The organism is Acinetobacter halotolerans, assembly GCF_004208515.1.
GTDB lineage: Bacteria > Pseudomonadota > Gammaproteobacteria > Pseudomonadales > Moraxellaceae > Acinetobacter > Acinetobacter halotolerans.
Window position 1 is genome coordinate 76,264 of record NZ_SGIM01000003.1, and the last position, 24,441, is coordinate 100,704.

At 40.1% G+C, this 24,441-nt stretch carries 21 protein-coding genes; 10 read left to right on the forward strand and 11 right to left on the reverse strand.

Annotated elements, in window-relative coordinates; all coding sequences use genetic code 11:
- Positions 1 to 236 precede the first annotated feature (236 nt).
- The 3 genes from EXE30_RS04545 to fahA are packed head-to-tail and all read right to left on the reverse strand — an operon-like array spanning position 237 to position 2,731.
- A complete protein-coding gene (locus EXE30_RS04545; RefSeq protein WP_130161382.1) occupies positions 237 to 785 on the reverse strand; it encodes a VOC family protein in 549 nt (182 codons plus the stop codon).
- Between the two features lie 19 nt (positions 786 to 804).
- Positions 805 to 1,437: a maleylacetoacetate isomerase gene (gene maiA, locus EXE30_RS04550; protein ID WP_130161383.1), complete on the reverse strand. Its 633-nt coding sequence runs from the start codon at positions 1,435 to 1,437 to the stop codon at positions 805 to 807.
- Positions 1,424 to 2,731, reverse strand: a complete 1,308-nt coding sequence (gene fahA, locus EXE30_RS04555) for a fumarylacetoacetase (protein ID WP_130161384.1) — start codon at positions 2,729 to 2,731, stop codon at positions 1,424 to 1,426. Before fahA ends, maiA begins: the two co-directional genes overlap by 14 nt.
- Positions 2,732 to 3,086: 355 nt before the next feature.
- Here fahA and EXE30_RS04560 point away from each other — a divergent pair, with 355 nt between their 5' ends.
- Positions 3,087 to 4,475, forward strand: a complete 1,389-nt coding sequence (locus EXE30_RS04560) for an amino acid permease (protein WP_130161385.1) — start codon at positions 3,087 to 3,089, stop codon at positions 4,473 to 4,475.
- A gap of 220 nt (positions 4,476 to 4,695) precedes the next feature.
- Positions 4,696 to 5,868, forward strand: a complete 1,173-nt coding sequence (locus tag EXE30_RS04565; protein ID WP_213072740.1) for an MFS transporter — start codon at positions 4,696 to 4,698, stop codon at positions 5,866 to 5,868.
- A 1-nt stretch (position 5,869) separates the two neighbouring features.
- Here the strand turns inward: EXE30_RS04565 and EXE30_RS04570 are convergent, their stop codons facing one another.
- Positions 5,870 to 7,360, reverse strand: coding sequence for an amidase (locus EXE30_RS04570; protein ID WP_130161386.1), 1,491 nt, complete (start codon positions 7,358 to 7,360; stop codon positions 5,870 to 5,872).
- A gap of 204 nt (positions 7,361 to 7,564) precedes the next feature.
- Here EXE30_RS04570 and EXE30_RS04575 point away from each other — a divergent pair, with 204 nt between their 5' ends.
- Positions 7,565 to 8,041 (forward strand): hypothetical protein, encoded by a 477-nt coding sequence (locus tag EXE30_RS04575; RefSeq protein ID WP_130161387.1) that lies wholly within the window; start codon positions 7,565 to 7,567, stop codon positions 8,039 to 8,041.
- Positions 8,042 to 8,103: 62 nt separating this feature from the next.
- Here EXE30_RS04575 and accC read toward each other — a convergent pair whose 3' ends face one another.
- The 5 genes from accC to EXE30_RS04600 form a co-directional block, all read right to left on the reverse strand.
- Positions 8,104 to 9,468 carry an acetyl-CoA carboxylase biotin carboxylase subunit gene (gene accC, locus EXE30_RS04580; RefSeq protein WP_130161388.1) on the reverse strand — a complete coding sequence of 455 codons (1,365 nt, stop codon included), beginning with the start codon at positions 9,466 to 9,468 and terminating at the stop codon, positions 8,104 to 8,106.
- Positions 9,469 to 9,485: 17 nt separating this feature from the next.
- A complete protein-coding gene (accB, locus tag EXE30_RS04585) occupies positions 9,486 to 9,902 on the reverse strand; it encodes an acetyl-CoA carboxylase biotin carboxyl carrier protein (protein ID WP_130161389.1) in 417 nt (138 codons plus the stop codon).
- A gap of 26 nt (positions 9,903 to 9,928) precedes the next feature.
- Positions 9,929 to 10,378 (reverse strand): type II 3-dehydroquinate dehydratase, encoded by a 450-nt coding sequence (aroQ, locus tag EXE30_RS04590; protein ID WP_130161390.1) that lies wholly within the window; start codon positions 10,376 to 10,378, stop codon positions 9,929 to 9,931.
- A 717-nt stretch (positions 10,379 to 11,095) separates the two neighbouring features.
- Positions 11,096 to 12,121 carry an ABC transporter substrate-binding protein gene (locus EXE30_RS04595; protein ID WP_130161391.1) on the reverse strand — a complete coding sequence of 342 codons (1,026 nt, stop codon included), beginning with the start codon at positions 12,119 to 12,121 and terminating at the stop codon, positions 11,096 to 11,098.
- Entirely contained in the window at positions 12,122 to 12,712 is a 591-nt protein-coding gene (locus tag EXE30_RS04600; protein WP_130161392.1) for an ANTAR domain-containing response regulator, read from the reverse strand.
- Positions 12,713 to 13,272: 560 nt separating this feature from the next.
- On the opposite strand from EXE30_RS04600, the gene EXE30_RS04605 reads away from it, so the two are divergent.
- From EXE30_RS04605 to EXE30_RS04635, 7 genes are all read left to right on the forward strand, one after another.
- Positions 13,273 to 14,625, forward strand: a complete 1,353-nt coding sequence (locus EXE30_RS04605) for an MFS transporter (RefSeq protein ID WP_130161393.1) — start codon at positions 13,273 to 13,275, stop codon at positions 14,623 to 14,625.
- 27 nt (positions 14,626 to 14,652) lie between these two features.
- Positions 14,653 to 17,199 (forward strand): nitrite reductase large subunit NirB, encoded by a 2,547-nt coding sequence (gene nirB, locus EXE30_RS04610; protein ID WP_130161394.1) that lies wholly within the window; start codon positions 14,653 to 14,655, stop codon positions 17,197 to 17,199.
- Between the two features lie 12 nt (positions 17,200 to 17,211).
- Positions 17,212 to 18,834 carry a nitrite reductase small subunit NirD gene (gene nirD, locus EXE30_RS04615; RefSeq protein ID WP_130161395.1) on the forward strand — a complete coding sequence of 541 codons (1,623 nt, stop codon included), beginning with the start codon at positions 17,212 to 17,214 and terminating at the stop codon, positions 18,832 to 18,834.
- An 86-nt stretch (positions 18,835 to 18,920) separates the two neighbouring features.
- On the forward strand, positions 18,921 to 21,701 hold the full coding sequence (locus EXE30_RS04620) for a nitrate reductase (protein ID WP_130161396.1): 2,781 nt from the start codon (positions 18,921 to 18,923) through the stop codon (positions 21,699 to 21,701).
- Complete coding sequence (gene mobA, locus EXE30_RS04625) at positions 21,698 to 22,327, forward strand: molybdenum cofactor guanylyltransferase (RefSeq protein WP_130161397.1); 630 nt, start codon at positions 21,698 to 21,700, stop codon at positions 22,325 to 22,327. The genes EXE30_RS04620 and mobA overlap by 4 nt, the downstream gene beginning before the upstream one ends.
- 248 nt (positions 22,328 to 22,575) lie before the next feature.
- Positions 22,576 to 23,256, forward strand: coding sequence for a YccT family protein (locus EXE30_RS04630; protein WP_130161398.1), 681 nt, complete (start codon positions 22,576 to 22,578; stop codon positions 23,254 to 23,256).
- A 65-nt stretch (positions 23,257 to 23,321) separates the two neighbouring features.
- The gene (locus tag EXE30_RS04635; RefSeq protein ID WP_130161399.1) at positions 23,322 to 23,876 is read left to right on the forward strand and encodes a GNAT family N-acetyltransferase; all 555 of its coding nucleotides are present in this window, start codon (positions 23,322 to 23,324) and stop codon (positions 23,874 to 23,876) included.
- Positions 23,877 to 24,034: 158 nt separating this feature from the next.
- On the opposite strand, the gene EXE30_RS04640 is transcribed toward EXE30_RS04635, so the two are convergent.
- On the reverse strand, positions 24,035 to 24,331 hold the full coding sequence (locus EXE30_RS04640) for a cyd operon YbgE family protein (RefSeq protein WP_130161400.1): 297 nt from the start codon (positions 24,329 to 24,331) through the stop codon (positions 24,035 to 24,037).
- Positions 24,332 to 24,335: 4 nt separating this feature from the next.
- The gene (cydX, locus tag EXE30_RS04645; RefSeq protein ID WP_000270276.1) at positions 24,336 to 24,437 is read right to left on the reverse strand and encodes a cytochrome bd-I oxidase subunit CydX; all 102 of its coding nucleotides are present in this window, start codon (positions 24,435 to 24,437) and stop codon (positions 24,336 to 24,338) included.
- Between the last annotated feature and the right edge of the window lie 4 nt (positions 24,438 to 24,441).

Below are 24,441 nucleotides of genomic sequence, written 5' to 3' on the forward strand. Positions count from 1 at the left end.
AATAGGTGAATCGTATAAGCATACATTTGTTTTCGCATGGAATTGCATTTCGTTTGTATCACTGCAGAATATGCCTCTCATTTATCAATTTGCCTATATTTAGATAATAAAAAATCGGCATTGAAGTAAATATATCTTCAATGCCGATTTATACATTGTTTATGCTATGCGTCTATGCTGAAAACGTGCCTTTTTACTGGCATTATCTTTCAGCATTGCATTTGCATAGCACATCTCTAAGCACCTAACTCATCTTCATGTAAGAAATGGGTATGATGCGGGGCACGTTTAGTACGGCTCCACTCGTCGAGCATTTCTAACTTCATTTCTTCGGTAATACGCGCAATTTTGGCATCGGCATGTATATCGTTATAAGTGAGTTCTAGCCGATGACCATTTGGATCAAAGAAATAAATTGAATGGAAAATACCGTGATTGGTCACACCTAGTACTTTCACATCATGGGCTTCAAGATGTGCTTTTGCATCTAATAAGGCATTGTGGTCTTCAACCTCAAAAGCGATATGTTGCACCCACTGTGGTGTATTTTCATCGCGGCCCATTTCAGGCTGCGTTGGCAGTTCAAAAAATGCCAAGACATTGCCTTGACCTGCATCGAGGAATAAATGCATATAAGGATCAAAGGCTTTAGTGGAAGGGACGTGATCTTCTGCAAAAGCTAAAATGAAGTCCATATTCAGCATGGTTTTATACCATTCCACGGTTTCTTTCGCATCTCGACAACGGTAGGCGACGTGGTGAATTTTTTTAATTGCAAAGCTCATCATAAAACTCCTTTTATCTTTATTCCCAATCTGGTTGTTGTTCTGGGGCTGCGTGCAAGAATGCAGGAAGCGTTAAACAGTGTTGATAAATGGATTCAATCTTTGGAAACGCAGCTAAATCAATTTTGAAACGTTTTGCGTTATAGACTTGAGGAATCAAACAACAGTCAGCAAATGTGGCTTGTGTACCAAAGCAAAACTGCCCATTAGAACCCTGAAGCTGTGCTTCTAAACTTTGAAAGCCGAGCAACATCCAATGCTGATACCAGTTACTTTTTTGCTGATCATTTAGCCCAAGATCCTGTTGTAAATACTTCAACACCCTTAAATTATTGAGTGGATGAATATCACAGGCGATGGCTTGAGCAAAGGCTCGAACTTTAGCTCGTTCAGCAATATTCTTTGGTAATAAAGCAACCTCAGGATAAGCTTCTTCCAAATATTCCAAAATACTGATGGATTGCAACAAGGTTTGATCCACATCAACTAGCGTCGGTACCAATTGGCTTGGATTCAGTGCTTGATAATCTGCCTGCTGCTGTTCATTTTTTACTAAATGAATCGGCTGAGTTTCATAGGCAAGCTGTTTTATATTCAACGCAATCCGTACGCGATATGCAGCGGAACTACGGAAATAGCTATACAGTTTCATAGCTCTCTTCCTCAGTTTGATTAAATTCAAACTTATGTGCTGCAAGGATGGTATTTTCGACTTGACCAAAACCAACCCGAATCCCATCTTTCTCACAATAACCTTTCATCACGACGCGATCGCCATCTTCTAAGAAACCACGTGTTTCACCATTTGAAAGGGTTAATGGTTTGGTGGTATTCCACGTTAGTTCAAGTAAGCTGCCGTACGAGTCTTCGGTTGGCCCTGAAATGGTACCTGAGCCCATCAGATCGCCAACTTGCACATTACAGCCTGCGATGGTGTGATGTGTCAGTTGTTGCGCCATCGACCAGTACATATATTTAAAATTGGTTTGGCAGATCACTTCTGATTTTTGCGATTGTGGAGTTTGTACTTCGACACTGAGATGAATGTCGTAGCTATTGGCTATATTTTCTTGTAAATAACGGAGTGGTTGTGGTTGCTGCGTCGGACCTTTGACTTTGAACGGTTCCAGTGCTTCCATCGTTACCACCCATGGAGAAATAGCGCTAGCAAAAGTTTTGGCATTGAATGGCCCTAACGGTACGTATTCCCACTGTTGGATATCACGTGCTGACCAGTCATTGAGTAAAACCATACCAAAAATATGATCTGATGCATCTTCTATCGAGATAGGCTGACCAAGCTCAGTCGCTTTGCCCACGATAAATGCAGTTTCCAATTCAAAATCGAGTTTGCGTGTTGCTGAGAATATTGGACGTTCGCTATTTGGGAGTTTGATTTGTCCAGAAGGGCGAACAATATCTGTACCACTAACGATGACTGAACTCGCCCGTCCATTGTATCCAACTGGAAGTTCGCTCCAGTTAGGAAGAAGGGCATTTTTAGGATCTCTAAACATGGTACCGACATTGGTGGCATGTTCTTTAGATGAATAGAAATCGGTATAGCCAGGTACATGGATCGGTAAGTGTAAAGTTACAGCATTTTGTGGGTGAAAAACCGAATGACGTAGTTCAGCATTATCACGTAGTGTTGGGTTATCTACAGATAATAAGTTTTGTAGGATTTGACGCACTTTTTGCCAGTTTTGTTTTCCTGACTCAATAAATGTATTCAATGTCGGCTGATTGAAATAGTTTTGATTTCCATCAAGTTGCAACAAGCCGTGTGTTTCTAATACCGCAAGATCAATCACCCAGTCGCCAATGGCAACACCGACGCGTTTATTAGCTTGAGCTATTTCACTAAAGATGCCATACGGCAAATTATGCATTGTGAAATCTGATTGAGGGTCAATCTCAAGAAAAGAAGTTAAATGCTGTGTCATGATTTTGCTTTCCTTGTCTTAATTTTTTCAGGGTTTACCTTTAAGCTTCTCACTTTGTTGATCAACTGATTGAAATATATAGATATATTTAAAATATTATAAGTTTCTTTCAGCTTGATCTCGCAAGAGGAGTGAACGTTATGATTTCTATCATACTGAAAATAAATAATTACGCAATACATAATTTAATTACATATAACATAATTATTGTTATTTGTTGAATTTTCTGCTTATATGCGCGGTTACGAGAAAAGTAAATTAATTATTTTTCGATCAACTATAGGCATTTTGGATTAATTTATGATATACGTAATTTAATACAAGAAAATTACGTGACAAGGATGAGAATAATCATATGTCAAAACAATCGCAAGGAAACCTGAAACATGGTTTGAGCAATCGGCACATCCAGCTTATCGCGCTAGGTGGTGCGATTGGTACAGGACTGTTTCTTGGTATTTCACAATCTATTAAGCTGGCAGGTCCGTCAGTGATTTTAGGTTATGCAATCGCAGGCTTAATTGCATTTCTAATGATGCGACAGTTAGGTGAGATGGTGGTTCAAGAGCCAGTTAGTGGCTCATTTAGTCATTTTGCGAATAAATACTGGGGTTCGTTTGCAGGTTTCATGTCTGGCTGGAATTATTGGGTACTCAATATTCTCGTCTGTATGGCTGAGCTAACAGCAATTGGACTCTATATTCAATATTGGTGGCCTGAAATCCCAACTTGGGCATCGGCATTGGCCTTTTTCCTCTTAATCAACGGCATTAACTTATTGCATGTGAAGCTGTTTGGAGAGATGGAGTTCTGGTTCTCTATCGTCAAAATTTTAGCCATCTTAGCCATGATTGGCTTCGGTTCTTATTTGCTTGCAACGGGCACGGCAGGTCCACAGGCTGGTATTAGTAACCTTTGGGCATTGGGTGGTTTCTTTCCATTTGGTGTTGAAGGCTTAATCATGGCGATGGCTGTGATTATTTTTGCATTTGGTGGGATCGAATTGTTTGGTATCACGGCAGCTGAAGCACGTGATCCTGATAAAACCTTACCTAAGGCTGTAAATCAAATTATTTACCGTATTTTGATTTTCTATATCGCAACGCTGTTCATCTTGTTTGCATTATTCCCTTGGAATCAAATGATCGAGGGTGGCAGTCCATTTGTGATGGTATTTGCGTCTTTAGATAGTCACGGTGTGGCAACCATGTTGAACTTTGTCATTTTGACAGCCGCAGTTTCTGTTTATAACGGAACAAGCTATTGCAGCAGTCGTATGTTGCTCGGTTTGGCAGAGCAGGGCAATGCACCAAAATTTTTAAAGCATATCAATAAACGTGGTATCCCAACCAATGCGGTTCTGGTATCTGCTTTCGTGACGGTCTTGTGTGTATTGATCAATTATCTATTTCCGCAAAAAGCCTTTGCCTTATTAATGATGTTGGTGGTTGCTGCGATTGTGATTAACTGGATCGTGATCTCATGGACACATCTTAAGTTCCGTAAAGCAATGCAAATGCAAGGGCAGACCACCAAGTTTCCAAGTATTGCTTATCCATTTAGTAATTATCTTTGTATCGTATTTATGCTGGGTATTCTTGTGGTGATGTCACTTTCACCAGATATGCGTATTGCGGTGATGATGATTCCTGCGTGGATCCTCTGCTTAATGTTGACTTATGTCTTTAAGCTGAGAAAATTGAAAAATGCAGAATCTAGTATGGCTTTAGGAACTGATGTCTAAAGACTATTTCTGAGTTTTTATATCAATAGGGTTGAATTCGTTTTCAGCCCTATTTTTTTGTAATGGCTAAAATGTAGCTACCAATGTTCGTAACAACAAATCGTCCATGCTTTGGTTGAAGTATTATTGTTTTATCTAAGCTAGAATTGTTGATTCATCAATCTAAAATAAGTTTGCATTTTTGGCTTGATATCACGTTGTTCATCAAAAGGCTTTTGAATTGTTTCCTTCTTTAAGTATTCAAACTCGATTGGGTGGTTTCTACCTATTTTATTATGCAATCGTTGGAACATTCATGCCTTATTGGAACCTGTATCTGCAAGATCAGGGCTTCAATTATCAAGAAATCGGTATTTTATCTTCTATTGCAATCATTACTCGTTTTTTTGCGCCGCTGATTTGGGGTTGGATTGCAGATAAATCAGGTAAACGAATGCTGTTGGTGCGTATTGCCACATGGATGGAAGCTTGTATCTGGTTTGCTATTTTTGTAATTCCAAATAGCTTTCAATCCGTGGCATTGCTGATGTTGATCTTCAGTTTTTTTCAAAATGCGATCTTGGCGCAGTTTGAAGGTGTGACGCTCTTTTGGTTAGGTGAAAAGCGCGCTGAATTGTACGGGAAAGTTCGTAAATGGGGTTCAGTCGGTTTTATTGTTGGGGTATTTGCAATAGGGGCACTATTAGAAATCATCCCCATCTCAATGCTACCTATTTTACTTTTAGCGATTTCATTTTTGGCTTTTCTATGGTCATTCAGTATTAAAGAACCTGAGCATGCACCAAGTTCTCAGAAAAAATTAGAACCTTTATGGCCAGTTTTAAAAAAACCACTGGTTGCAGCGTTCTTTACAATTGAATTTATTCTGCTATTTTCTCTTGCGCCATTTTATAGTTTCTATAGCAATTTTCTCAAAGAAATCGGGTTTAGCACAACTCAGATAGGCAGCCTATGGGCAATGGGTGTTATCGCTGAAATTGTGATGTTTGCGGTGGCACAAAGACTATTTTTCACTCGTTTTTCATGGCGGAACTTGGTGGTTATTTGTCTTTTATTTACCAGTCTTCGCTGGTTTCTTGTGGGAATATTAGACACCAATTTCATCGGGCAACTTTTAGCACAATGTTTGCATGCCTTTAGTTTTGGATTATTTCATTTGATTGCGATGAAAGTGATTTTCCAAAACTTTTCAGCTGAGCAACAAGGTCGAGGTCAAGCGTTGTACAGCACGATGTGGGGATTGGGCGTTGCTTCGGGAAGTTTGTTGGCAGGATATTATTGGCAGATTCTTTCAGGTCCGACCATTTTCTTCTGTGCAAGTGCAGTTGTATTAGTTGGTTTAGGTCTGGTGATGTGGCTGCCGAATCAGGTAGAAACGGCAGCGAAAAGTTAGATTAGAGTTGAATGTTTTTATACTGTGGCATCCACGGTTGTTCTTGCTCAAGTTGTGCGGCGAGCTGCAGCAAACGATCTTCACATCCAAAAGGTGCGATAAATTGACTGCCTAATGGCATACCTTTTTTATTCCAATATAGCGGTACGGACATGGCTGGTAAGCCTGTGACATTGGCTAATTGTGTGAAGGGTACCCAACTTAAATTATCTTGCACCATTTTCTCGACTAGTTTGCCTTGTGCGAGATAATGCGCTTTTCCAACTTTTAATAAAGCTTTCAAAATGGGCTTTTGCCAAGCAGGTGTGGCAACTTCACCATTTTTAGGCGCGACCGATGCAGTTGTTGGGGTTAGGTATAGGTCGTATTTTTCAAAGAAAATATTCATTTGGGTGCTATACAGTCCCCAATTGTTGAGTGTGTGAATATATTCGGTTGCAGTTGTTTTTGCACCAAAGGCAGCTAAGGCTAATGAATCAAGTTCGAAATCAGCATCTGTTGCGCCTGACATATGTTTAATTTGTGCTTGCATATAAGCGAACTGACTAAACCATGTCGTGACAAAATCTTTTGCCAACTCCAAGCCATCTATTTTTGGTCGATCTTCGACCACGATATGTCCTAAAGATTCTAAAAGTTTAGCTGTTTGTTGAACAGCTTCAACGGCATTTTTTGAAACTTGAGTGCCAATCGGTGATTGGGTACTGAATGCAATTTTAAGTTTTCTTGGTGCTTGTTGGATCACATCCAAATATTTTTGTCGGGGTGCTTCGATTCTAAAAAGCGAGCTTTGTTCAGGACCTTGAACCGCATCTAGCATAGCCGCACTATCGCGTACGGATTTACATAACACATGCTGCATCGCTGCGCCATGCATGACTTCACCTGATTGAGGTCCCCAAGGTGTGCGACCACGGCTTGGTTTTAGTCCAAATAAGCCACAATACGATGCAGGAATACGAATTGATCCGCCACCATCACCAGCACCAGCGATCGGGACGAGACCCGCAGCGACGGCTGAGGCAGAACCACCTGATGAACCACCACTATTGTGTTTTAAATTCCAAGGGTTGTGACATGAACCCCAAGCATCAGGTTCAGTAATGCCTTTAATTCCAAATTCTGGGGTATTGGTTCGCCCAAAAGTCATAATCCCTGTTTGTTCCCAGCGATTGACGATTTCCGCATTAAAGTCAGGGGTATAATTGATTTTTTTAAGGGCATGGCTGCCAAAAGAAGTGGGAATACCTTGATATTCTTGAAATAAATCTTTTACTAAAAATGGCACACCCGCGAATTGACCTGTAAGTTGTTGTTGTGAGCGTTGTTTAGCGTGCTCATACATAGGAATAATGATAGCGTTCAGTTTAGGGTTGATTTGTGCAGTGCGTTGTAATGCGATCTCGAGTAGCTCTGAGGGGTGAACTTGTTTATCTTTGACTAATTGAGCTAAACCCAAACCATCATATTGAAGGTATTCTGAAAATTTCATGGCTTTGATCCCTAAAGCTAAACTTTTATAAATTAAAAACTAAATATCTGTAATCAATAAGAATACCTTAAAAAACTGATAGAACAATCAAATAAATTTCAGCACAAAAATATTGTGTTGATATGGTTATGATTCAGTGTTTTTACTCAAAAATATGCTAAGTTAAGGTCAAGGAATGTTTAGATGACAACTTAAATTAAATCTATGAAAAATATTTATATTATTGGATTCTTATGCGCTTGTTCGACATGGACATTGGCTGAAACTACAGCGAATCATAATGTTGTAACAGCACCCCAAATGGCAACAGCGAATAATATACGTGTCACCAATCGTCCCGAGATCATGGGGCTATGGGGAATGGAAATACCCAATAATAAAAAATGTGTTGAATACTATAATTTTCGTGGGATGAATGAGGTTGTGGTGAAAAGCGGCAAAGAATGGTCGTATGGCATGTATGACTATCAACCCTCAGAGGATCATAAAGAGCGTTTGCCTGCACTGATTCTACAGATTAAATATGATAATAATGAAGTTGATTGTTCAGGACAGCAAGTCGATCAAACTGGGGAAGTTTCTCAATATTTTGTAAAATGGTCGAATCCACATACCATTGACTTTTGTGCGAATGAGCAAGGTGAAAAGTGCTTTGCAACATTGCGTCGTGTATTACCGTAAATCGGGCTACTCAATAAAAAACCTCTTATAATTTATAAGAGGTTTTTTATTGCAGCTTTTTTCTAAGCCTTTTCAGCTTTAGGTTCCAGCTGTTTCAGTAAATGCTTTTCAAGATAATGAATATCCATTGCTTGTTCACAGAAATTCTTATCTTTCAAGATCAAGTCTTTGTGCAACGGAATATTGGTTTTGATACCTGTCAAAATCATTTCATCTAATGCCTGACGCATACGTGCCAAAGATGTTTCGCGATCTTTGCCGTGTGCAATGAGTTTAGCAATCATTGAATCATAGTAGGGTGGAATACTATAACCTTGATAGATATGAGAATCTAAACGGATACCTGCACCACCCGGTGCATAGAAGTTGTCAATTTTACCTGGAGATGGCAAGAAATTGGTTGGATCTTCAGCATTGATACGACACTCGATCGCATGGCCTTTGACTTCAATTTCATCTTGTTGAAGCGCTAAACCTAAACCACCGGCAATACGAAGTTGCTGCTCAATAATATCAACCCCCGTCACCATTTCTGTGACAGGATGTTCAACTTGAACACGCGTATTCATTTCAATAAAGAAGAACTCGCCGTCTTCAAATAAAAACTCGAAAGTACCAGCACCACGATACTGCATTAGCTTACAAGCATTGACACAAGCTTCTAGAATATCTGCACGTGCTTGCTCAGGTAGATTAGGCGCAGGCGCTTCTTCTAATACCTTTTGATGGCGACGCTGTAATGAACAGTCACGATCATATAAATGAATCGCATGCCCATTACCATCTCCGAGAATTTGTACTTCGACGTGACGAGGTTTCTGTAAGAAACGTTCCATATAGACGGTATCGTCACCGAACCACATTTCTGCATCACGTTGTGCAGCTTGAACAGATTCAAGCAGCGTATCCACACGTTCAACAATACGCATGCCACGACCACCACCACCTGAGGCAGCTTTTACGATCAGTGGGAAGCCAATTTCTTTAGCTTCAGCAAGTGCATTGTGAATCGTGACAGCATGGTCACAGCCGGGTACAGTTGGTACACCAGCCTTTTTCATTGCAATGATTGCAGAAACCTTATTACCCATCAGACGGATATGTTCAGGACGAGGACCGATAAAGGTAAAACCTGAATTTTCAATGATTTCAGCAAACTCTGCATTCTCAGATAGAAAGCCATAACCCGGATGGATCGCATCCGCACCAGTGATTTCTGCGGCAGTAATAATTGCAGGAATATTTAAATAACTTTCACTTGTCGTACCTGGTCCAATACACACGGCTTCATCTACAAAGCGTAAATGCATTAGATCTTTGTCAGCATCAGAATAAATACCAACGGTTTTAATACCAAGTGTTTTGCAAGCCCGAGTAATTCGTAAAGCGATTTCACCACGGTTTGCAATTAATACTTTTTGCAACATAGAAATCCCCAGATTTATTAGGCGCGGTAGCGGAATAGTGGTTGACCGAATTGAATGACGTCACCGTTTTTCACTAAGATTTCTTCGATTACACCGCTTTGAGTTGCCTCAATTGGGTTCATGATCTTCATTGCTTCAATGATCCCTAAAGTCTCACCTGCAGATACTGTTTGTCCGATTTTGACAAACGGTGCTTCACCAGGACTTGGTGCAGCATAGAACACGCCAACCATTGGGGAAGTTTCAACTGCGCCACGAGGGGTTTTAACAACTGGCGCTGCTGGAGTCGATGCAGCTGGTGCAGCAGCGACAGATGCATAAACAGGTGTTGGGCGAGTCAACGAGATGGATTGATCACCTTCCTTAACTTCAATCGCTTGTAAGTCAGATTCAATCATCAGGTCGATGAGTTTCTTGATTTTACGGATATCCATGAGTGAGCATTCCTGAAATGTTTAAATTAATTAGTAGATTGAATTTTTTCGATAGCGTAATCGAGTGCAAGAGAATAACCCTTCGCACCTAAGCCACAAATCACGCCAATGGCTTTATCGGATAGATATGAGTGATGACGGAATGTTTCACGTGCGTGAACATTTGACAAATGAACCTCAATAAATGGAATTGCAACACCAAGCAAGGCATCGCGTAAAGCAACTGAAGTGTGGGTTAGGGCAGCGGGGTTGATAATGATCAATTGAACCCCTTCAATTTGTGCCTGATGGATGCGATCAACAATCGCACCTTCCCAGTTGCTTTGGAAAGTATCTAGTGTAAGTGACGCATCTTGAGCTTGGGCGGTGAGTTGTTGGTCAATATCACTTAAAGTGAGATGTCCATAAACTTCTGGTTCACGCTTTCCTAGCAAGTTTAAATTCGGTCCGTGAATCACCAAAATGGTTGAGCTCATTCAGCCTGCTCCAATTCTAAAACTGCAAATGTGTTTTGCAAGATGTCTGCAAAGTTTGCTTATTATGGCACAAAATTCTGCAATTTTTTTATAATTTCTTTTCATCAATTAAGAAATTTGCATACCAAGCATGGTGCATATAATGAAAACTTTGCAAGGAAATGGCAATGTTAAAAAATGACAAAATTCACCTTATTTTATTTTTTAATATTCTAAACTGAATTACACTAATTGGTTCATGGGATTTGTGTAACTCATCAGTCAATATTGATCAATTATACTGATTTTTAATTCATTTAATCTTTACAGACAAATATAACACCCCCATGTTTAAAAACAGGAAATCAGCTTGAATAATATTAATTATCCCATTGTTTTTGTTTGGTTTAATGGGTTTTATTAAATGCAGTATTATCATATTTATTTATATCTTTTTATATATAAGTGTTTAGCTTAATACATGATATTGCTAAATAGGCAGCTATATTTAGCTGAATATGTCAAGGTGATGGTTTGTTGGGCAACACACGGCATCAATGAATTGGCAAAAGTGATGCATTTCTATATTTTGGATGGCAGTTAATGACATGAAAATGTCCGAAAAAGATAAGCTTTATTTGAGTAATATCACTATCACTTAAGAGACTGCTTTGATTGGCGTAGTCTCTTTTGGGTCTTTCAGAGCTGCCTTTGTATTTAAAGGCAGCTTTTTTTATGCTAAAACTTTATCGTTTCATTTAATGCGGCAGAGTAAATGTCTAATAACAGGCAGTTTTGTGCTGGATCTGTAATTGTGACTGTCTTGATAGTTGGACTATGCCATTTTTGCATTTGTTGAAATAACCATACAAAGTCTTTTTGCTTGGGTTCGGCATCATCTTGAATGAAGTTTCGTATGATATTTTGAATATTAAAATACTTTTCAACATGAACCTCGGGTGAGCAGTGGAATTGAATCACTTCAAATTCGATTAGAAGCTGCCAGACGGGTGCAAAATCTTCTATTTCTCGTAATTCTCGCTGCGCTCTAATAATGGCACTGGTTAAAGCGATCAGTGTATTAGGATGCTGCTGCGCCCAGTCTTGGGTAACGGCCAATACTTTATCTGCAACGTTTGGAATAATATCTTGGCTTGAACAAACAATATGGCTTAATCCAAGCAATTCAGGTTGAGTATTCCATGGCTCTCCGACACAAAAACCATCGATTAAATGATTGTTAAGCGCTTCAGCCATATAAGGCGGTGGAAGCGTTTTTACCTGAATGGAGTGTGCTAATTCTGCATCGGCCAAGGCTAACCATTCTCTCAAACAATAGTGGTGAATAGAGTGTTGAAATACATGTGCTAAAGAAACAGTGTTATTTGCTTTTATTTTTTGCACCAATTTTTGTGCAGAAGTCTCAGCTGAATCTTGTTTTTGAATATTTAATTCATAACAAAGTTTTTGACTTAAACTGATAAATGCACGATTTTCACTCAAAACTAAAGGGGTTTGTAGTGGGATGCCGATTTGATCAGCTGCCACAGCTGCGGCGGGTAGCATTGCAGATAAGCAATGAGCAGCATCAAGTAAACCGAAAGCAAGCCGATCACGTAGGCTTGCCCAAGAGGCTTCTTGTACTAAGCTAATATCTAAGCCCACATCTTCAAAGAAACCACGTTGTTTTGCCCAAAGTAATGCTACACAGTCAAGTAAAGGGATATATCCAAGCTGTAATTTGTTTTTTTCTAAATGGCCCATCTATTCATCCTTTAATTGGTTGTTTAATAGTTGTTGCGCATCGAGTAAACGACGAGCCATTTCACCAATAGTCATACGATGACTCATGGCATTTTTTCTCAGCAACTGAAAGGCAGTATCTTCACTTAAACCGTGCAATTTCATTAACAACACTTTGGCTTTGTCTATATCTTTACGGTCTGCGAGCTTGGTTTTTGCATCTTTAAGATCACCTTCAAGTTTTTTATGCTTTTTGTATTGCTCAATGGAGATTTCTAAAATCGTGTGTAAACGTGAGGGGTCAATACCATCAACGATATATGCTGTAATCCCCGCATCAATCGCTTGTTTAATAGTGTCCTTATCCGTGTTTTTGGTAAAGAGCACCGTAGGTAAGTCAAAGCTGCTGACACAGTTCTCGATCACATCACGATGCGGGTGATCCATATCAAGCAGAATGACATCAGCTTGAAGGTGTTCGAGCTTAAAAATATTGAGATGATCTAAGGTAAAGCAAGCGACTACATCAAAGTCATGTTCTGTTAAACAGGTTTTAATGTATTCCGCCCGATCCTGATCATCGTCAATAAGTACGATTTTGAGTTTTGGCATAAGTATTAAAGTCAAACTGTCGGTATATGCACATTCTGAATAAAGTGCTGTGAGTAGGGGCTGTTGAAATGCTAATAGACCCTATTATTTTTTTAAGCAAAATTAATGCCATAAGAAAATTTCTTATTCGGTGCAAGTGTTCCCGAAGTAGATAGTTTATGCGCTTTATTGTATCGCTGCTTGTTTATTTGAAAAAATGAAATCTGTTTTTTTAGTGTTAAAAATTCAAAGATGCGCATTTTTGGTGCGTAAAAAGTGTTGTTATGAAGCAAGTTGAATAGTGCTTTAAAACAGGTCATCCATCTTTTAGGGGGTAAAAGATGTAATTCACTTATGCAGATAATATGTTTGAAATTGTAAAAAATACATATAAAACAATGTCTAATGGTACATTTGTTATTTGTTTTAATTTATTGGCATAGTATTTGCTGATTACTTAGTGAGTCAAAGACGACTTTTCAAAAAAAATTGTAAGACGGCCAACGATGTCCGATCTGATCGGTTTGTTTACACAGTGCTTGTGTCAACAACACAGTATACGTTCAGCTGAGGAGATGGCAATGTCTTTAGATTTATCGGCCAAAAAAGCCACATCAATTAAGTTATTCAACTTTTCCGCACCAGCGATGCGTGCCTTCCACATGAGCTGGCTTGCATTCTTCGTTTGTTTCTTTGCTTGGTTCGCTTGTGCTCCTTTGATGCCAGTCATTGCAGGTGAGTTCAATTTAACTATAGATCAAATTGCCAATATCAATATTGCAGCTGTCGCGATCACGATTTTAGTTCGTCTTATTGTTGGCCCACTGTGTGATAAATACGGTCCACGTAAAACCTATACCGCTTTATTGCTAATCGGGAGCATTCCTGTATTTGGTGTTGCTTCAGCAAATAGTTATGAATCTTTCTTATTTTTCCGTTTATTGATTGGTGCGATTGGTGCCAGTTTTGTGATTACGCAATACCACACTAGCATTATGTTTGCGCCGAATGTGGTGGGGACTGCTAATGCTGCTTCTGCTGGTTGGGGTAATGCTGGTGGCGGTGCGACTCAAGTTTTGATGCCATTGATGCTTGCAGCGTTGGTGATGTTTGGCGTTGAACAAGCAATGGGGTGGAGAATCGCACTACTTGTTCCTGGTCTGTTGATGGTCATTGTCGGGGTGCTTTACTGGAAATACACCCAAGATTGTCCACAAGGCAACTTTAAAGAGCTTCGTGCACAAGGTATCTCAGTTGGTAGTGATAAAAAAGGTGGGATGGCGATTTTGATGCACGCGGCGCGTAACTATCGTGTGTGGATCCTATTTGTCTCGTATGCAGCTTGTTTTGGTATTGAGATCTTCATCCATAACATCATTGCAATGTATTACGTCACACATTTTGATTTTGGTTTAAAAGAAGCTGGTTTAGCGGCAGGTATCTTTGGTTTGTTGGCATTATTCGCTCGTGCTTTAGGCGGCATGGTTTCAGACAAAGTCGCATTGAAGCGTGGTTTGGATGGGCGTACCAAGATTCTATTTTTACTGATTTTAGGTGAGGGGCTGTTCTTGATTCTTTTCTCTCAAATGAACAGCGTTACTTTAGCAATTTTGAGCATGACCATCTTCGCATTGTTTACTCACATGGCATGTGGAGCAACCTACGCACTGGTCCCATTTATTGATCGTGAAGCTTTAGGTGGTGTGGCAGGTATTATCGGTGCAGGCGGTAACGTTGGTGCTGTTGCAGCAGGATTTTTATTGAAAGGTATGTTGGATATCCAAACATGTTTAATGGTTTTAGGCGGCTTAGTTGTGATCACTGCGGGTTCTGTGATGTTCATTCGATTCTCGGTAGAGCATAAAGAAAAAGAACAACGCTTATTTGAACAAGCTCTTGTAGAACGCCACGCAGAACAAAACAGCGCAGCTTAATCGAAATCAGATTTTAGGAGAAACACAATGAAATTAGTGATGATTGGTCACGGCATGGTAGGTCATAAATTCATCGAAGCCATTTTAGAGAAAGCTGATGATGAGTTGGAAATCACCATTCTTGCAGAAGAACCACGTATTGCTTATGACCGTGTACATTTGACTGAGTACTTCTCTGGTAAATCGGCAAAAGACTTGTCACTTGCACGTTTTGATTTTGCCGATGCACATGGTATCGATTTACGCTTAAACACCAAAGCAACTGCAATCGATACTATTGAACAAACAGTGACGACGAATCATGGGGAAGTGATTCACTACGACAAGTTGGTGTTGGCAACAGGTTCATATGCTTTTGTTCCGCCAATATCAGGTAATGATCGTGAAAATTGTTTTGTCTATCGCACCATTGAAGATTTGGATGCGATTCGAGCAGCGAGTTTAAATGCCAAAACTGGTGTTGTGATTGGTGGTGGCTTACTTGGTTTGGAAGCAGCGAAAGCATTACGTGATCTAAACTTAGAAACACATGTTGTTGAATTTGCACCGCGCTTGATGGCAGTCCAAATTGATGATTTAGGCGGTAAAGTATTACGTCGTAAAATTGAAAATCTTGGGGTGAAAGTTCACACCCAAAAAGCAACCTCGTCTATTGAAGCAGGTGCAGAAGCAACGCATGTGATGAAGTTTGCTGATGGCAGCGAGCTTGAAACCGATATTATTTTATTCTCAGCAGGTATTCGTCCGCGTGATGAATTGGCTCGTTCGAGTGGTTTAGTCCTCGGTGAGCGTGGTGGTATTAAAATCAACGATTACTGCCAAACCTCAAATGAAAACATTTATGCGATTGGTGAATGTGCGCTGTGGGATAACAAAATTTATGGTCTAGTTGCACCTGGCTATGACATGGCACGTATTGCAGCAAAACATATTCTGGTCGAAGAAACACATTGCTTTGCAGGTGCTGATATGAGCACCAAGCTAAAGTTGATGGGTGTGGATGTTGCATCAGTCGGTGATGCTCATGGTATGACTCCAAACTCTCTTAGCTATTTTTATGCTGATGAAGATGCATTGGTTTATAAAAAGATCGTGGTCGATGCTGATAAAACCAAACTGCTTGGCGCGGTTTTGGTGGGTGATGCAGCCGAATATAACGATTTATTGCAAATGATGTTGAATGGCTTGGCATTACCTGAAACGCCTGAAAGTTTAATTATGCCGGGCTTCTCTGACACAGGCGCGAAAGCTGGTGGGAGTGGTGTTGACTTACTACCTGACAGTGCAACCATCTGTTCATGTAATAACGTGTCTAAGGCAGATATTTGCCAAGCAATTTGTGATGGTTCAACCTCACTCGGTGCTTTGAAAAAATGTACAAAAGCAGCAACTGCTTGTGGTGGTTGTGCGCCACTCGTGACACAAGTATTGAAATCAGAATTACAACGCCAAGGTGTTACGGTTAATAACCACATTTGCGAACACTTTCCGTACTCACGCCAAGAGTTGTATCACTTGGTCCGTGTCAATGAAATCAAAACTTTTGATGATTTGATTCATCAACATGGTCATGGCTTAGGCTGTGATATTTGTAAGCCAACGGCTGCCAATATTTTGGCATCATGCTGGAATGATTTTGTACTTGAACCAAGTCATGCTGGTTTGCAAGACAGTAATGATTACTACTTGGGTAATATCCAAAAAGATGGTTCTTATTCTGTTGTACCACGTATGGCTGGCGGTGAAGTTACACCAGATGGATTGATTGCGGTCGGTCAAATTGCCAAGAAATATAATTTGTATACCAAAATCACTGGCGGTCAACGTGTCGACTTATTCGGTGCGCAAATCCATGAACTTCCATTCATTTGGGAAGAGCTCAACGCGGCTGGCTTTGAGTCTGGTCACGCTTACGGTAAATCATTACGTACTGTGAAATCTTGTGTGGGTAGCACATGGTGTCGTTATGGCGTCGATGACTCTGTAGGCTTAGCTATTGAACTTGAGAATCGTTACAAAGGTTTACGTTCACCACATAAATTGAAAATGGCGGTTTCGGGTTGTACGCGTGAGTGTGCCGAAGCGCAAGGTAAAGATGTGGGTGTCATTGCAACTGAGAAAGGCTGGAACTTATATGTCTGTGGTAACGGCGGTATGAAACCTCGCCATGCTGAGTTACTGGCATCAGATTTAGATACCCAAACATTGATCCGTTATATTGACCGCTTCTTTATGTTCTATATCCAAACAGCTGATCGTTTACAACGTACCAGTGTATGGCGTGACAACATGGAAGGTGGTTTAGATTACTTGAAAGCTGTAATTGTCGATGATTCATTGGGTCTAGCAGAAGAACTTGAAAATCGTATGAGTCATGTGATTGGTACGTATCAAGATGAATGGCGTACTGCGGTGGAAAATCCTGAAATCCGCAAACGCTTCCAAACTTATATTAATGCAAGTGCAGATAAACAAGCTGATCCACACATTCAGTTTACCCAAGTACGTGATCAAATCCGCCCGTTGAATGATGCTGAGCGTTCAGTTGATCGTATTCCAATGGTTGAAGCATAAGGAGAATTAAAAATGACGAACTTAAAAGATTTAAATATGCTTCCTGAAGATCAATGGGTCGATGTGTGTGCTTTAAATGACATTACACCCAATACCGGTGTAGGGGCATTGGTGGGTGAGCAAGCGGTTGCTTTATTCCGAGTCGGTCATGAAAAACGTATTTATGCATTGAGCAATAAAGATCCGTTTAGCCAAGCAAATGTGATGTGTCGTGGCATTATTGGTGATTTGCAAGGTGAACGTGTGATTGCATCGCCAATCTATAAGCAGCATTTCAGTTTAGCAACAGGGCGATGTTTAGAAGATAAGGATCAAAAGCTGTTAGTATTCCCAACTAAAATTGAAGATGGTCGGGTGTGGGTGAGTCCTGTTCCGCAAAAAACTTACATTACCAATAACGGTCCGTCGCAAGAAAAGTTAAAACTTGTGCTTATCGGCAATGGTTTGGCTGGGATGCGCTGTCTTGAAGATTTACTCGATATGGCGCCTGATCGCTATGAAGTAACCGTGATTGGCGAAGAACCTTGGGGTAACTACAACCGCATTATGTTGTCGCCTGTACTTTCAGGTGAGAAAACCATCGATGATATTATGCTGCATCCACACGCATGGTACAGCGATAAAGGCATCAAGTTTATTGCTGATGATCCTGCGGTAAAGATTGATCGTACACGTAAAACAGTACATACCCAAAAAGGTGAAAGTGTTGATTATGATCGTCTGATTATTGCGACAGGATCGTCGCCATTCATTCCGCCAGTTCAAGGTGTTGATCTCAAAGGTGTGATCAGCTTCCGTGATATTTACGATGTAAATACCATGATCCAATACGCTGAAAGTAAGAAGAATGCAGTGGTGATTGGTGGTGGTTTACTTGGCTTAGAAGCCGCGTATGGTCTGGTGCAACGCGGAATGAATGTCACAGTATTGCATCTAATGGATCGTATTATGGAGCGCCAGCTTGATGGTCGAGCAAGTGCAATGCTGCGTCATAGTATTGAACAAAAAGGTATCAATATTATTACTGAGGCAAATACGGAAGCGTTGATTGCTGATGAAAATAGCCACGTTAAACAAGTTCGTTTAAAAGATGGAACTGTCTTAGATGCTGATCTTGTGATCTTTGCCGTCGGTATTCGTCCGAATATTGCTTTGGCGCAAAGTGCAGGATTACGTTGTAATCGTGGTATCTTGGTGAATGACACCATGCAAACCTTTGACCCAAGTATCTATGCGGTGGGTGAATGTATTGAGCATCGTAATCAAACCTTTGGTCTGGTTGAACCACTATGGGGGCAAGCATTTATCTGTGCTACCCATTTGGCAGAGCATGGTAGTTTGACCTTCAAATCACCAACTGTTCCAACACAATTAAAAGTCAGTGGTGTCGACGTCTTCTCAGCAGGGAATTTTGAGCCGAAGGAAGATTTTGAAGACATCATTTTGAATGATGAGAAACGTCAAATTTACAAACGTATCATCATTCAAAAAGACAAAGTGATCGGTGCCGTTTTATTTGGTGATACCGAAGATGGTATGTGGTACGCCGAACTGATTGCAGATCAAACACCAGTGTCGACATTTAGAAATAAATTGTTATTTGGTAAAGATTTTGCAATGAAAAAAGCTGGGTAATCCTCTTTGGCTTAGGAGGAGGTTCCTCCTAAGCTGAAAATAGAATGTGAAATGTTGGCAGAAATGAATTAGGTAAAGGGGCAGTCATGAACAGTATTCAAAATTTAGAACACAGTCGCTCCGATCATGTAGAAACAATCATTACAAAAACAACTTGTCCATATTGTGGTGTGGGCTGTGGTGTCAATGTGGAAGTGCAACACAAAACGCACAGCACCGCAGTGCAAGTCTCTGGTGATACAGAACATCCAGCAAACTTTGGTCGACTGTGTATTAAAGGTAGCCGTCTAGCAGATACCCTCGGCTTAGAAACCCGTGTTTTGAATCCTATGTTTGGGCGTAAAAATCACCGTACAGTTACTACTTGGGACGCTGCAGTAGAAAAAATAGCAGATCAGTTTCAGGCCTGTATCGACCAATATGGTCGAGACAGCGTTGCATTTTATGTGTCGGGACAGTTATTGACTGAAGACTATTATGTAGTCAATAAATTCGTTAAAGGGTATTTGGGTACAGCCAATATCGATACCAACTCACGTCTATGTATGTCCTCTGCTGTCGCCGCACATAAGCGTGCCTTTGGTGAGGATATCGTTCCTGCAAGTTATGAAGACTTTGAACATGCAGATATGGTGGTCTTAGTCGGTTCAAATACGGCATGGTGTCATCCAGTTTTGTATCAACGTATCATGCAGGCAAAAATAAAAAATCCAGATTTATTTGTGGTTGTGGTTGACCCACGTTTTACTAGTACCTGTGAACAAGCGGATTTGCATTTACCTATTTTACCAGGGCAAGACGTTGCGTTATTCAATGGTTTATTCCAACACCTATATCAAAATGATTATGTAGATCATCATTTTGTTGAATCCTATACAGAAGGTTTACAAGCGCTTTTAGACGCCAGTCAGAGTGAACAAGATTTTAATGCCTTGGTCAAACGTACAGGGATTTCAGCAGAAAAATTACAACTGTTTTTTGATCAGTTCGCCAATACTGAAAAAGTTGTCACTTTATTCTCGATGGGAGTAAATCAGTCTTCTCAAGGGGTGAATAAAGCCAATAGCATTATCAATTGCCATTTATTGACAGGAAAAATTGGTAAGTTGGGGGCAGCGCCGTTCTCAATGACGGGTCAACCGAATGCAATGGGTGGGCGTGAAGTAGGTGGCTTGGCGAACATGTTGGCAGCACATATGGATGTGGATAATGCCGCACATCAAAATTTAGTACAAAGCTTCTGGAATAGCCCAGTTATCGCCAATCAAGCAGGCTTGAAAGCGGTGGATTTATTCCAAGCGGTAGAAAGTGGCAAGATCAAAGCGATTTGGATTATGGCGACCAATCCAGTAGTGAGCCTTCCAGATGCTGATCAAGTGAAACGTGCTTTGGAAAAATGTGAGTTTGTGGTTGTTTCTGACATCTGTGCCAATACCGATACGACGGCTTATGCAGATGTATTATTACCTGCCTTAGGTTGGGGTGAGAAAGATGGCACTGTCACTAACTCAGAACGACGTATTTCACGTCAGCGTGCCTTTCTACCTGCACCTAAACAAACCAAAGCAGATTGGTGGGCAGTGTGCGAAGTAGCGAAAAAGCTTGGATTTAGTGGTTTTGATTTCAAAAATGCCTGTGATATTTTTAACGAACATGCCGCTTTGTCTGCCTATGAAAATGCAAGCTTAGATCAGCGTGATCTGGTTGAAAACTTCCGTTATTTCAACTTAAAAGGTTTAATGAATTTAAGCATAGATGAATATAACCAATTACAACCTATTCAATGGCCTGTTTGGGAAAAAGGACAGAGTATTGCGGTTGAGCAACTTTTTGATCATGGACGCTTTAGCCATAAAAATAGCAAGGCTAAATTAATCCCAACAGTCGCGATTGATCCTGTCAATACGATCTCTGAAGATTATCCGTTGATATTGAACACAGGACGTATCCGTGACCAATGGCATACTATGACACGGACAGGTTTATCAGAGAATTTGACCACTCACCGAGCTGAGCCATTTTGTGAGATTCATCCTAATGATGCCTTAAAATTCGGTATTCGTGATAAAGCTTTGGTTGAAGTCCGTTCAAGCTGGGGGAGCTGTGTATTACGTGTAACGTTGGCTCAAGGTGTCCGCCGTGGTCAAATCTTTGCACCGATTCATTGGACTGAGCAAGTAGCTTCAGATGCCAGAATTGGTAAAGTTGTCAATCCAGTGGTAGATGCCATTTCAGGTGAGCCTGAATTTAAACACACACCTGTGGCGATTCAACCTTTCCATACTACTTGGCAAGGGGTGTTATATGTTCGAGAGGGATTTGAATCTCATATCAAAAACTCGCTTGAAACCTGTGCTTGGTGGGCCAAGATTAAAACAGCCAAAGCAATGCGTTATGAGATTGCAGACCGTCATAACTTTGATCAAACTCAAAGGAATCTTAAAAACTTCTTACCTTTTGTCGATGAAACCTATGAATGGTTAAGTTTGGACGATGTTTCAGCGCAACTGAGCCATAGTGTTATATTGAAAGATGGCATTCTTATCGCGAGCTTATATATTGCACCCCCAGAGTTGTTGCCTGATCGTGACTGGGTCGCTACGCTATTTAAACGCGAACGTTTAAGTGCATTACATCGTAAAGCTTTGCTGGCTGGTATGCCGATGTCAGCGGCGAACAACGATGGGCCTTTGGTGTGTAGTTGCTTTAAAGTAGGTAAAAATAAAATCATTGAAGCCATTAAAACCCAAAATATTATCCATGAAAAGCAAGTCACCGCATGTTTAAAAGCAGGTGGCAATTGTGGTTCATGTTTACCAGAGATTCGTGGCTTGATCAAAACCTGTCAGTTGGAGGCAGAAGTATGAATATAGAATTTCCCGCTACAGATCTGGTGATCTTGGCGGGAGGGCAAGCGCGCCGTATGAACGGTATGAACAAATTATTACAACAATTTGATGACCAAGTGCAACTCTCAAAGATTTGCCAAAATTTTAAAACTGAAGTGCAAAATATTTGGGTCAACAGTCATCGAGATAACTCGATTTACAAGCATATCGAGCCTGACATTCAGTGCTATGCAGATGATCAAAGTGGTTTCCTAGGTCCTTTAATGGGAATGAAAAGTGCTTGGTCACACGTGCAATCAGACTATGTTCTATTCGTCCCGTGTGATGTGACTTATATCCCCAGTCAGGTGTTGGCAAAACTTCATCGAGCTTTACAGAAAAATGCTCAGGCGCAAGTGGCTTATGTCATGATCAATGGTGATGCTTTATACCCATTTTGTTTGTTGAAAAGAGTGAGTTTGCCAATATTAGAGCAACAAATAGCCGCTGATCGATTGAGCTTACGAGCGTGTTTTAAACTTTTACATGCACAAAATGTCTCATTTCAGAAGCAAAGTTTATTTTGTCATAGCATTAATTCATTAGATGAATTGCAGCAATATCAACAAATCAAAGCGTTCAAGCAGTTGCTCATTTCGAATTAATTATTTTGTTTTATTTGTAAAGTGATTTTGTTGTCACCTTGAGATTTTCGTAGTAGATTGAAATAAGGTTATGAGTCATTTAATAACGTAGTGAATGGGTGATGCATGGAAGAATCTGAGCACTCGTTCTATACTGGTATATTTTAATTTATTGATTTTGTTTTGAAAAAATTATTGTCATAAAATAGTCACAATCTCGTAGCATAGTGCATACGATTTCATAAATAGTTTATATCGAGAAGAGTCTAATGTCTTTAAGAGTTGGTATTGCTGCTTTCGGGTTATTGTTCAGTGGTTCAGTTTTTTCAGCGGTTACCATCACTGCACCTGAGGAAATTGTGATTCTTGCTGTAAATGGGCAAGAAGTGAATTCAGGATTACTTCCTTCAAGTAAGAATAACTATCAAGTTGATGCCGGTGACTTAACGGTTAATGTTCGTTACCGTGAATATTTTGAACATTTAACGGGTGAGCATGACATCGTCAAATCTGGTGTAGTCACCATTCAAGCCCAAAACTTAAAAGATAATCAAAGTTACAGTTTAGGTTTGGTCAATGCTCCAAAAAACTTTGATGCAGCAAAAAAATATGCTGAACAGCCAACTGTTGCCTTATATGATCAAAATAAACAACTTGTGGTACAACAAACGGGTGCAAATAATGAAGCAAAGCCTTGGTTCTCGGGCAATAGTTTATTGAGTCGCACTTTAGATCTTACCCAAAAAAATAAGAACAATACGGCAAATCAACCAGCACCAGTTACGGGTAAAACACAAGTTGCAGTTGCTAGTGCACCAGTCGCTGTAACTACAGCTGCCTCAGTGGGTGCAGTAAAAACGACAGATCAACAAATGGCTGAACTGTGGCAAAAAGCCTCTAAAGCGGAACGTCAGAAATTTATGGCTTGGTTGGCGGGCCAAAGTAATTAATAAATGAAATGATGGTGATTAAACCGATGTTATCATCGGTTTTTTATTGAGTGCATGAAATAGAAATGTCTTTAAATATTAGAAAAGTAAAAAATGATGACTTAGATCAGCTTGTAGCATTAATTAACATCGCCTATAGAAGCGAATCAAGTCGTAGCTGGACAACAGAAAAATATTTTATTGCTGGTCATCGCATTACCAAACAACAATTAAATTACGAATTAGAACAGTCTTTATTTGAGTTGTTTGTTGCTGAAAATGAACTTGGAGAGATTATTGCCTGTATAGGGTTAACTTTTGATAAAACGAGTGTTGAAATTGGCACCTTTGCGATAGATACGACAGTGCAAAACTTAGGATATGGACGTGAGATGCTTCACTTTATTGAGGGATACGTGGTTAGATATTATCCTGTAATTACCAGATTAATAATGTATGTATTAGATGTTCGTTCTGAGTTAATTGCTTATTATCAGCGACGTGGATATCAAGTGACTGGACGAAAGGAATCTTATCCGATAGAGGCAGGTGTTGGGCAACCCCTCGTAGCAACACAATTGATTGAATTGGAAAAAGTAATAACTAGAAATATATACGAAAAATCATCAAGAAAATTTTAACGATTCAAATGTTTTGATAGGATGTCTGTTAAAAATCATTCCATTGTAATGACAATATGGTGGTGTTTAGACGTGCGTGAAATATTTTTAAAGATTACTTGGGAATTTATATCAAAAAAAGGAAGCAAATTTGCTTCCTTTTTTATGATCTTGAAGAATTAATTACCGATCCAAAGAAAGTAACCTAAAACCATTAAGGGCCATGCGATATAAGGACTGAATAACCATTTCCACAACCAGAATCTTGGTATAAACCCAACGCCATGAATGAAGCCCCCTGAGATACCAATCATCACCAACATGAGTAAGCTATGATTATAGTGTCCGTTCGCATCGAGCATCAGTGATGGATGTACCAATAAAATAGTAGCAAGGGGCAATGCCAACAAAAACGAAACGGTCATTGCAAGCACTTGAGCTTTACTATTCTTCGGTGTTGCCATTGCTTTCGCCATTCTATTATTCCTCATCTAAATTTTGATGATGTTCGATATATAGTGCGCTGAGCACCCCTGCGAAACATGCCATCAAAATGCCTAGAATCCACGCAAAATACCACATTTCA

Bases quoted from the DNA above. Each gene is read 5' to 3' on its own strand.
- EXE30_RS04545 (WP_130161382.1), bottom strand. From the start codon at position 785: ATGAGCTTTGCAATTAAAAAAATTCACCACGTCGCCTACCGTTGTCGA.
- maiA (WP_130161383.1), bottom strand. From the start codon at position 1,437: ATGAAACTGTATAGCTATTTCCGTAGTTCCGCTGCATATCGCGTACGG.
- fahA (WP_130161384.1), bottom strand. From the start codon at position 2,731: ATGACACAGCATTTAACTTCTTTTCTTGAGATTGACCCTCAATCAGAT.
- EXE30_RS04560 (WP_130161385.1), top strand. From the start codon at position 3,087: ATGTCAAAACAATCGCAAGGAAACCTGAAACATGGTTTGAGCAATCGG.
- EXE30_RS04570 (WP_130161386.1), bottom strand. From the start codon at position 7,360: ATGAAATTTTCAGAATACCTTCAATATGATGGTTTGGGTTTAGCTCAA.
- EXE30_RS04575 (WP_130161387.1), top strand. From the start codon at position 7,565: ATGAAAAATATTTATATTATTGGATTCTTATGCGCTTGTTCGACATGG.
- accC (WP_130161388.1), bottom strand. From the start codon at position 9,468: ATGTTGCAAAAAGTATTAATTGCAAACCGTGGTGAAATCGCTTTACGA.
- accB (WP_130161389.1), bottom strand. From the start codon at position 9,902: ATGGATATCCGTAAAATCAAGAAACTCATCGACCTGATGATTGAATCT.
- aroQ (WP_130161390.1), bottom strand. From the start codon at position 10,378: ATGAGCTCAACCATTTTGGTGATTCACGGACCGAATTTAAACTTGCTA.
- EXE30_RS04595 (WP_130161391.1), bottom strand. From the start codon at position 12,121: ATGGGCCATTTAGAAAAAAACAAATTACAGCTTGGATATATCCCTTTA.
- EXE30_RS04600 (WP_130161392.1), bottom strand. From the start codon at position 12,712: ATGCCAAAACTCAAAATCGTACTTATTGACGATGATCAGGATCGGGCG.
- EXE30_RS04605 (WP_130161393.1), top strand. From the start codon at position 13,273: ATGTCTTTAGATTTATCGGCCAAAAAAGCCACATCAATTAAGTTATTC.
- nirB (WP_130161394.1), top strand. From the start codon at position 14,653: ATGAAATTAGTGATGATTGGTCACGGCATGGTAGGTCATAAATTCATC.
- nirD (WP_130161395.1), top strand. From the start codon at position 17,212: ATGACGAACTTAAAAGATTTAAATATGCTTCCTGAAGATCAATGGGTC.
- EXE30_RS04620 (WP_130161396.1), top strand. From the start codon at position 18,921: ATGAACAGTATTCAAAATTTAGAACACAGTCGCTCCGATCATGTAGAA.
- mobA (WP_130161397.1), top strand. From the start codon at position 21,698: ATGAATATAGAATTTCCCGCTACAGATCTGGTGATCTTGGCGGGAGGG.
- EXE30_RS04630 (WP_130161398.1), top strand. From the start codon at position 22,576: ATGTCTTTAAGAGTTGGTATTGCTGCTTTCGGGTTATTGTTCAGTGGT.
- EXE30_RS04635 (WP_130161399.1), top strand. From the start codon at position 23,322: ATGTCTTTAAATATTAGAAAAGTAAAAAATGATGACTTAGATCAGCTT.
- EXE30_RS04640 (WP_130161400.1), bottom strand. From the start codon at position 24,331: ATGGCGAAAGCAATGGCAACACCGAAGAATAGTAAAGCTCAAGTGCTT.
- cydX (WP_000270276.1), bottom strand. From the start codon at position 24,437: ATGTGGTATTTTGCGTGGATTCTAGGCATTTTGATGGCATGTTTCGCA.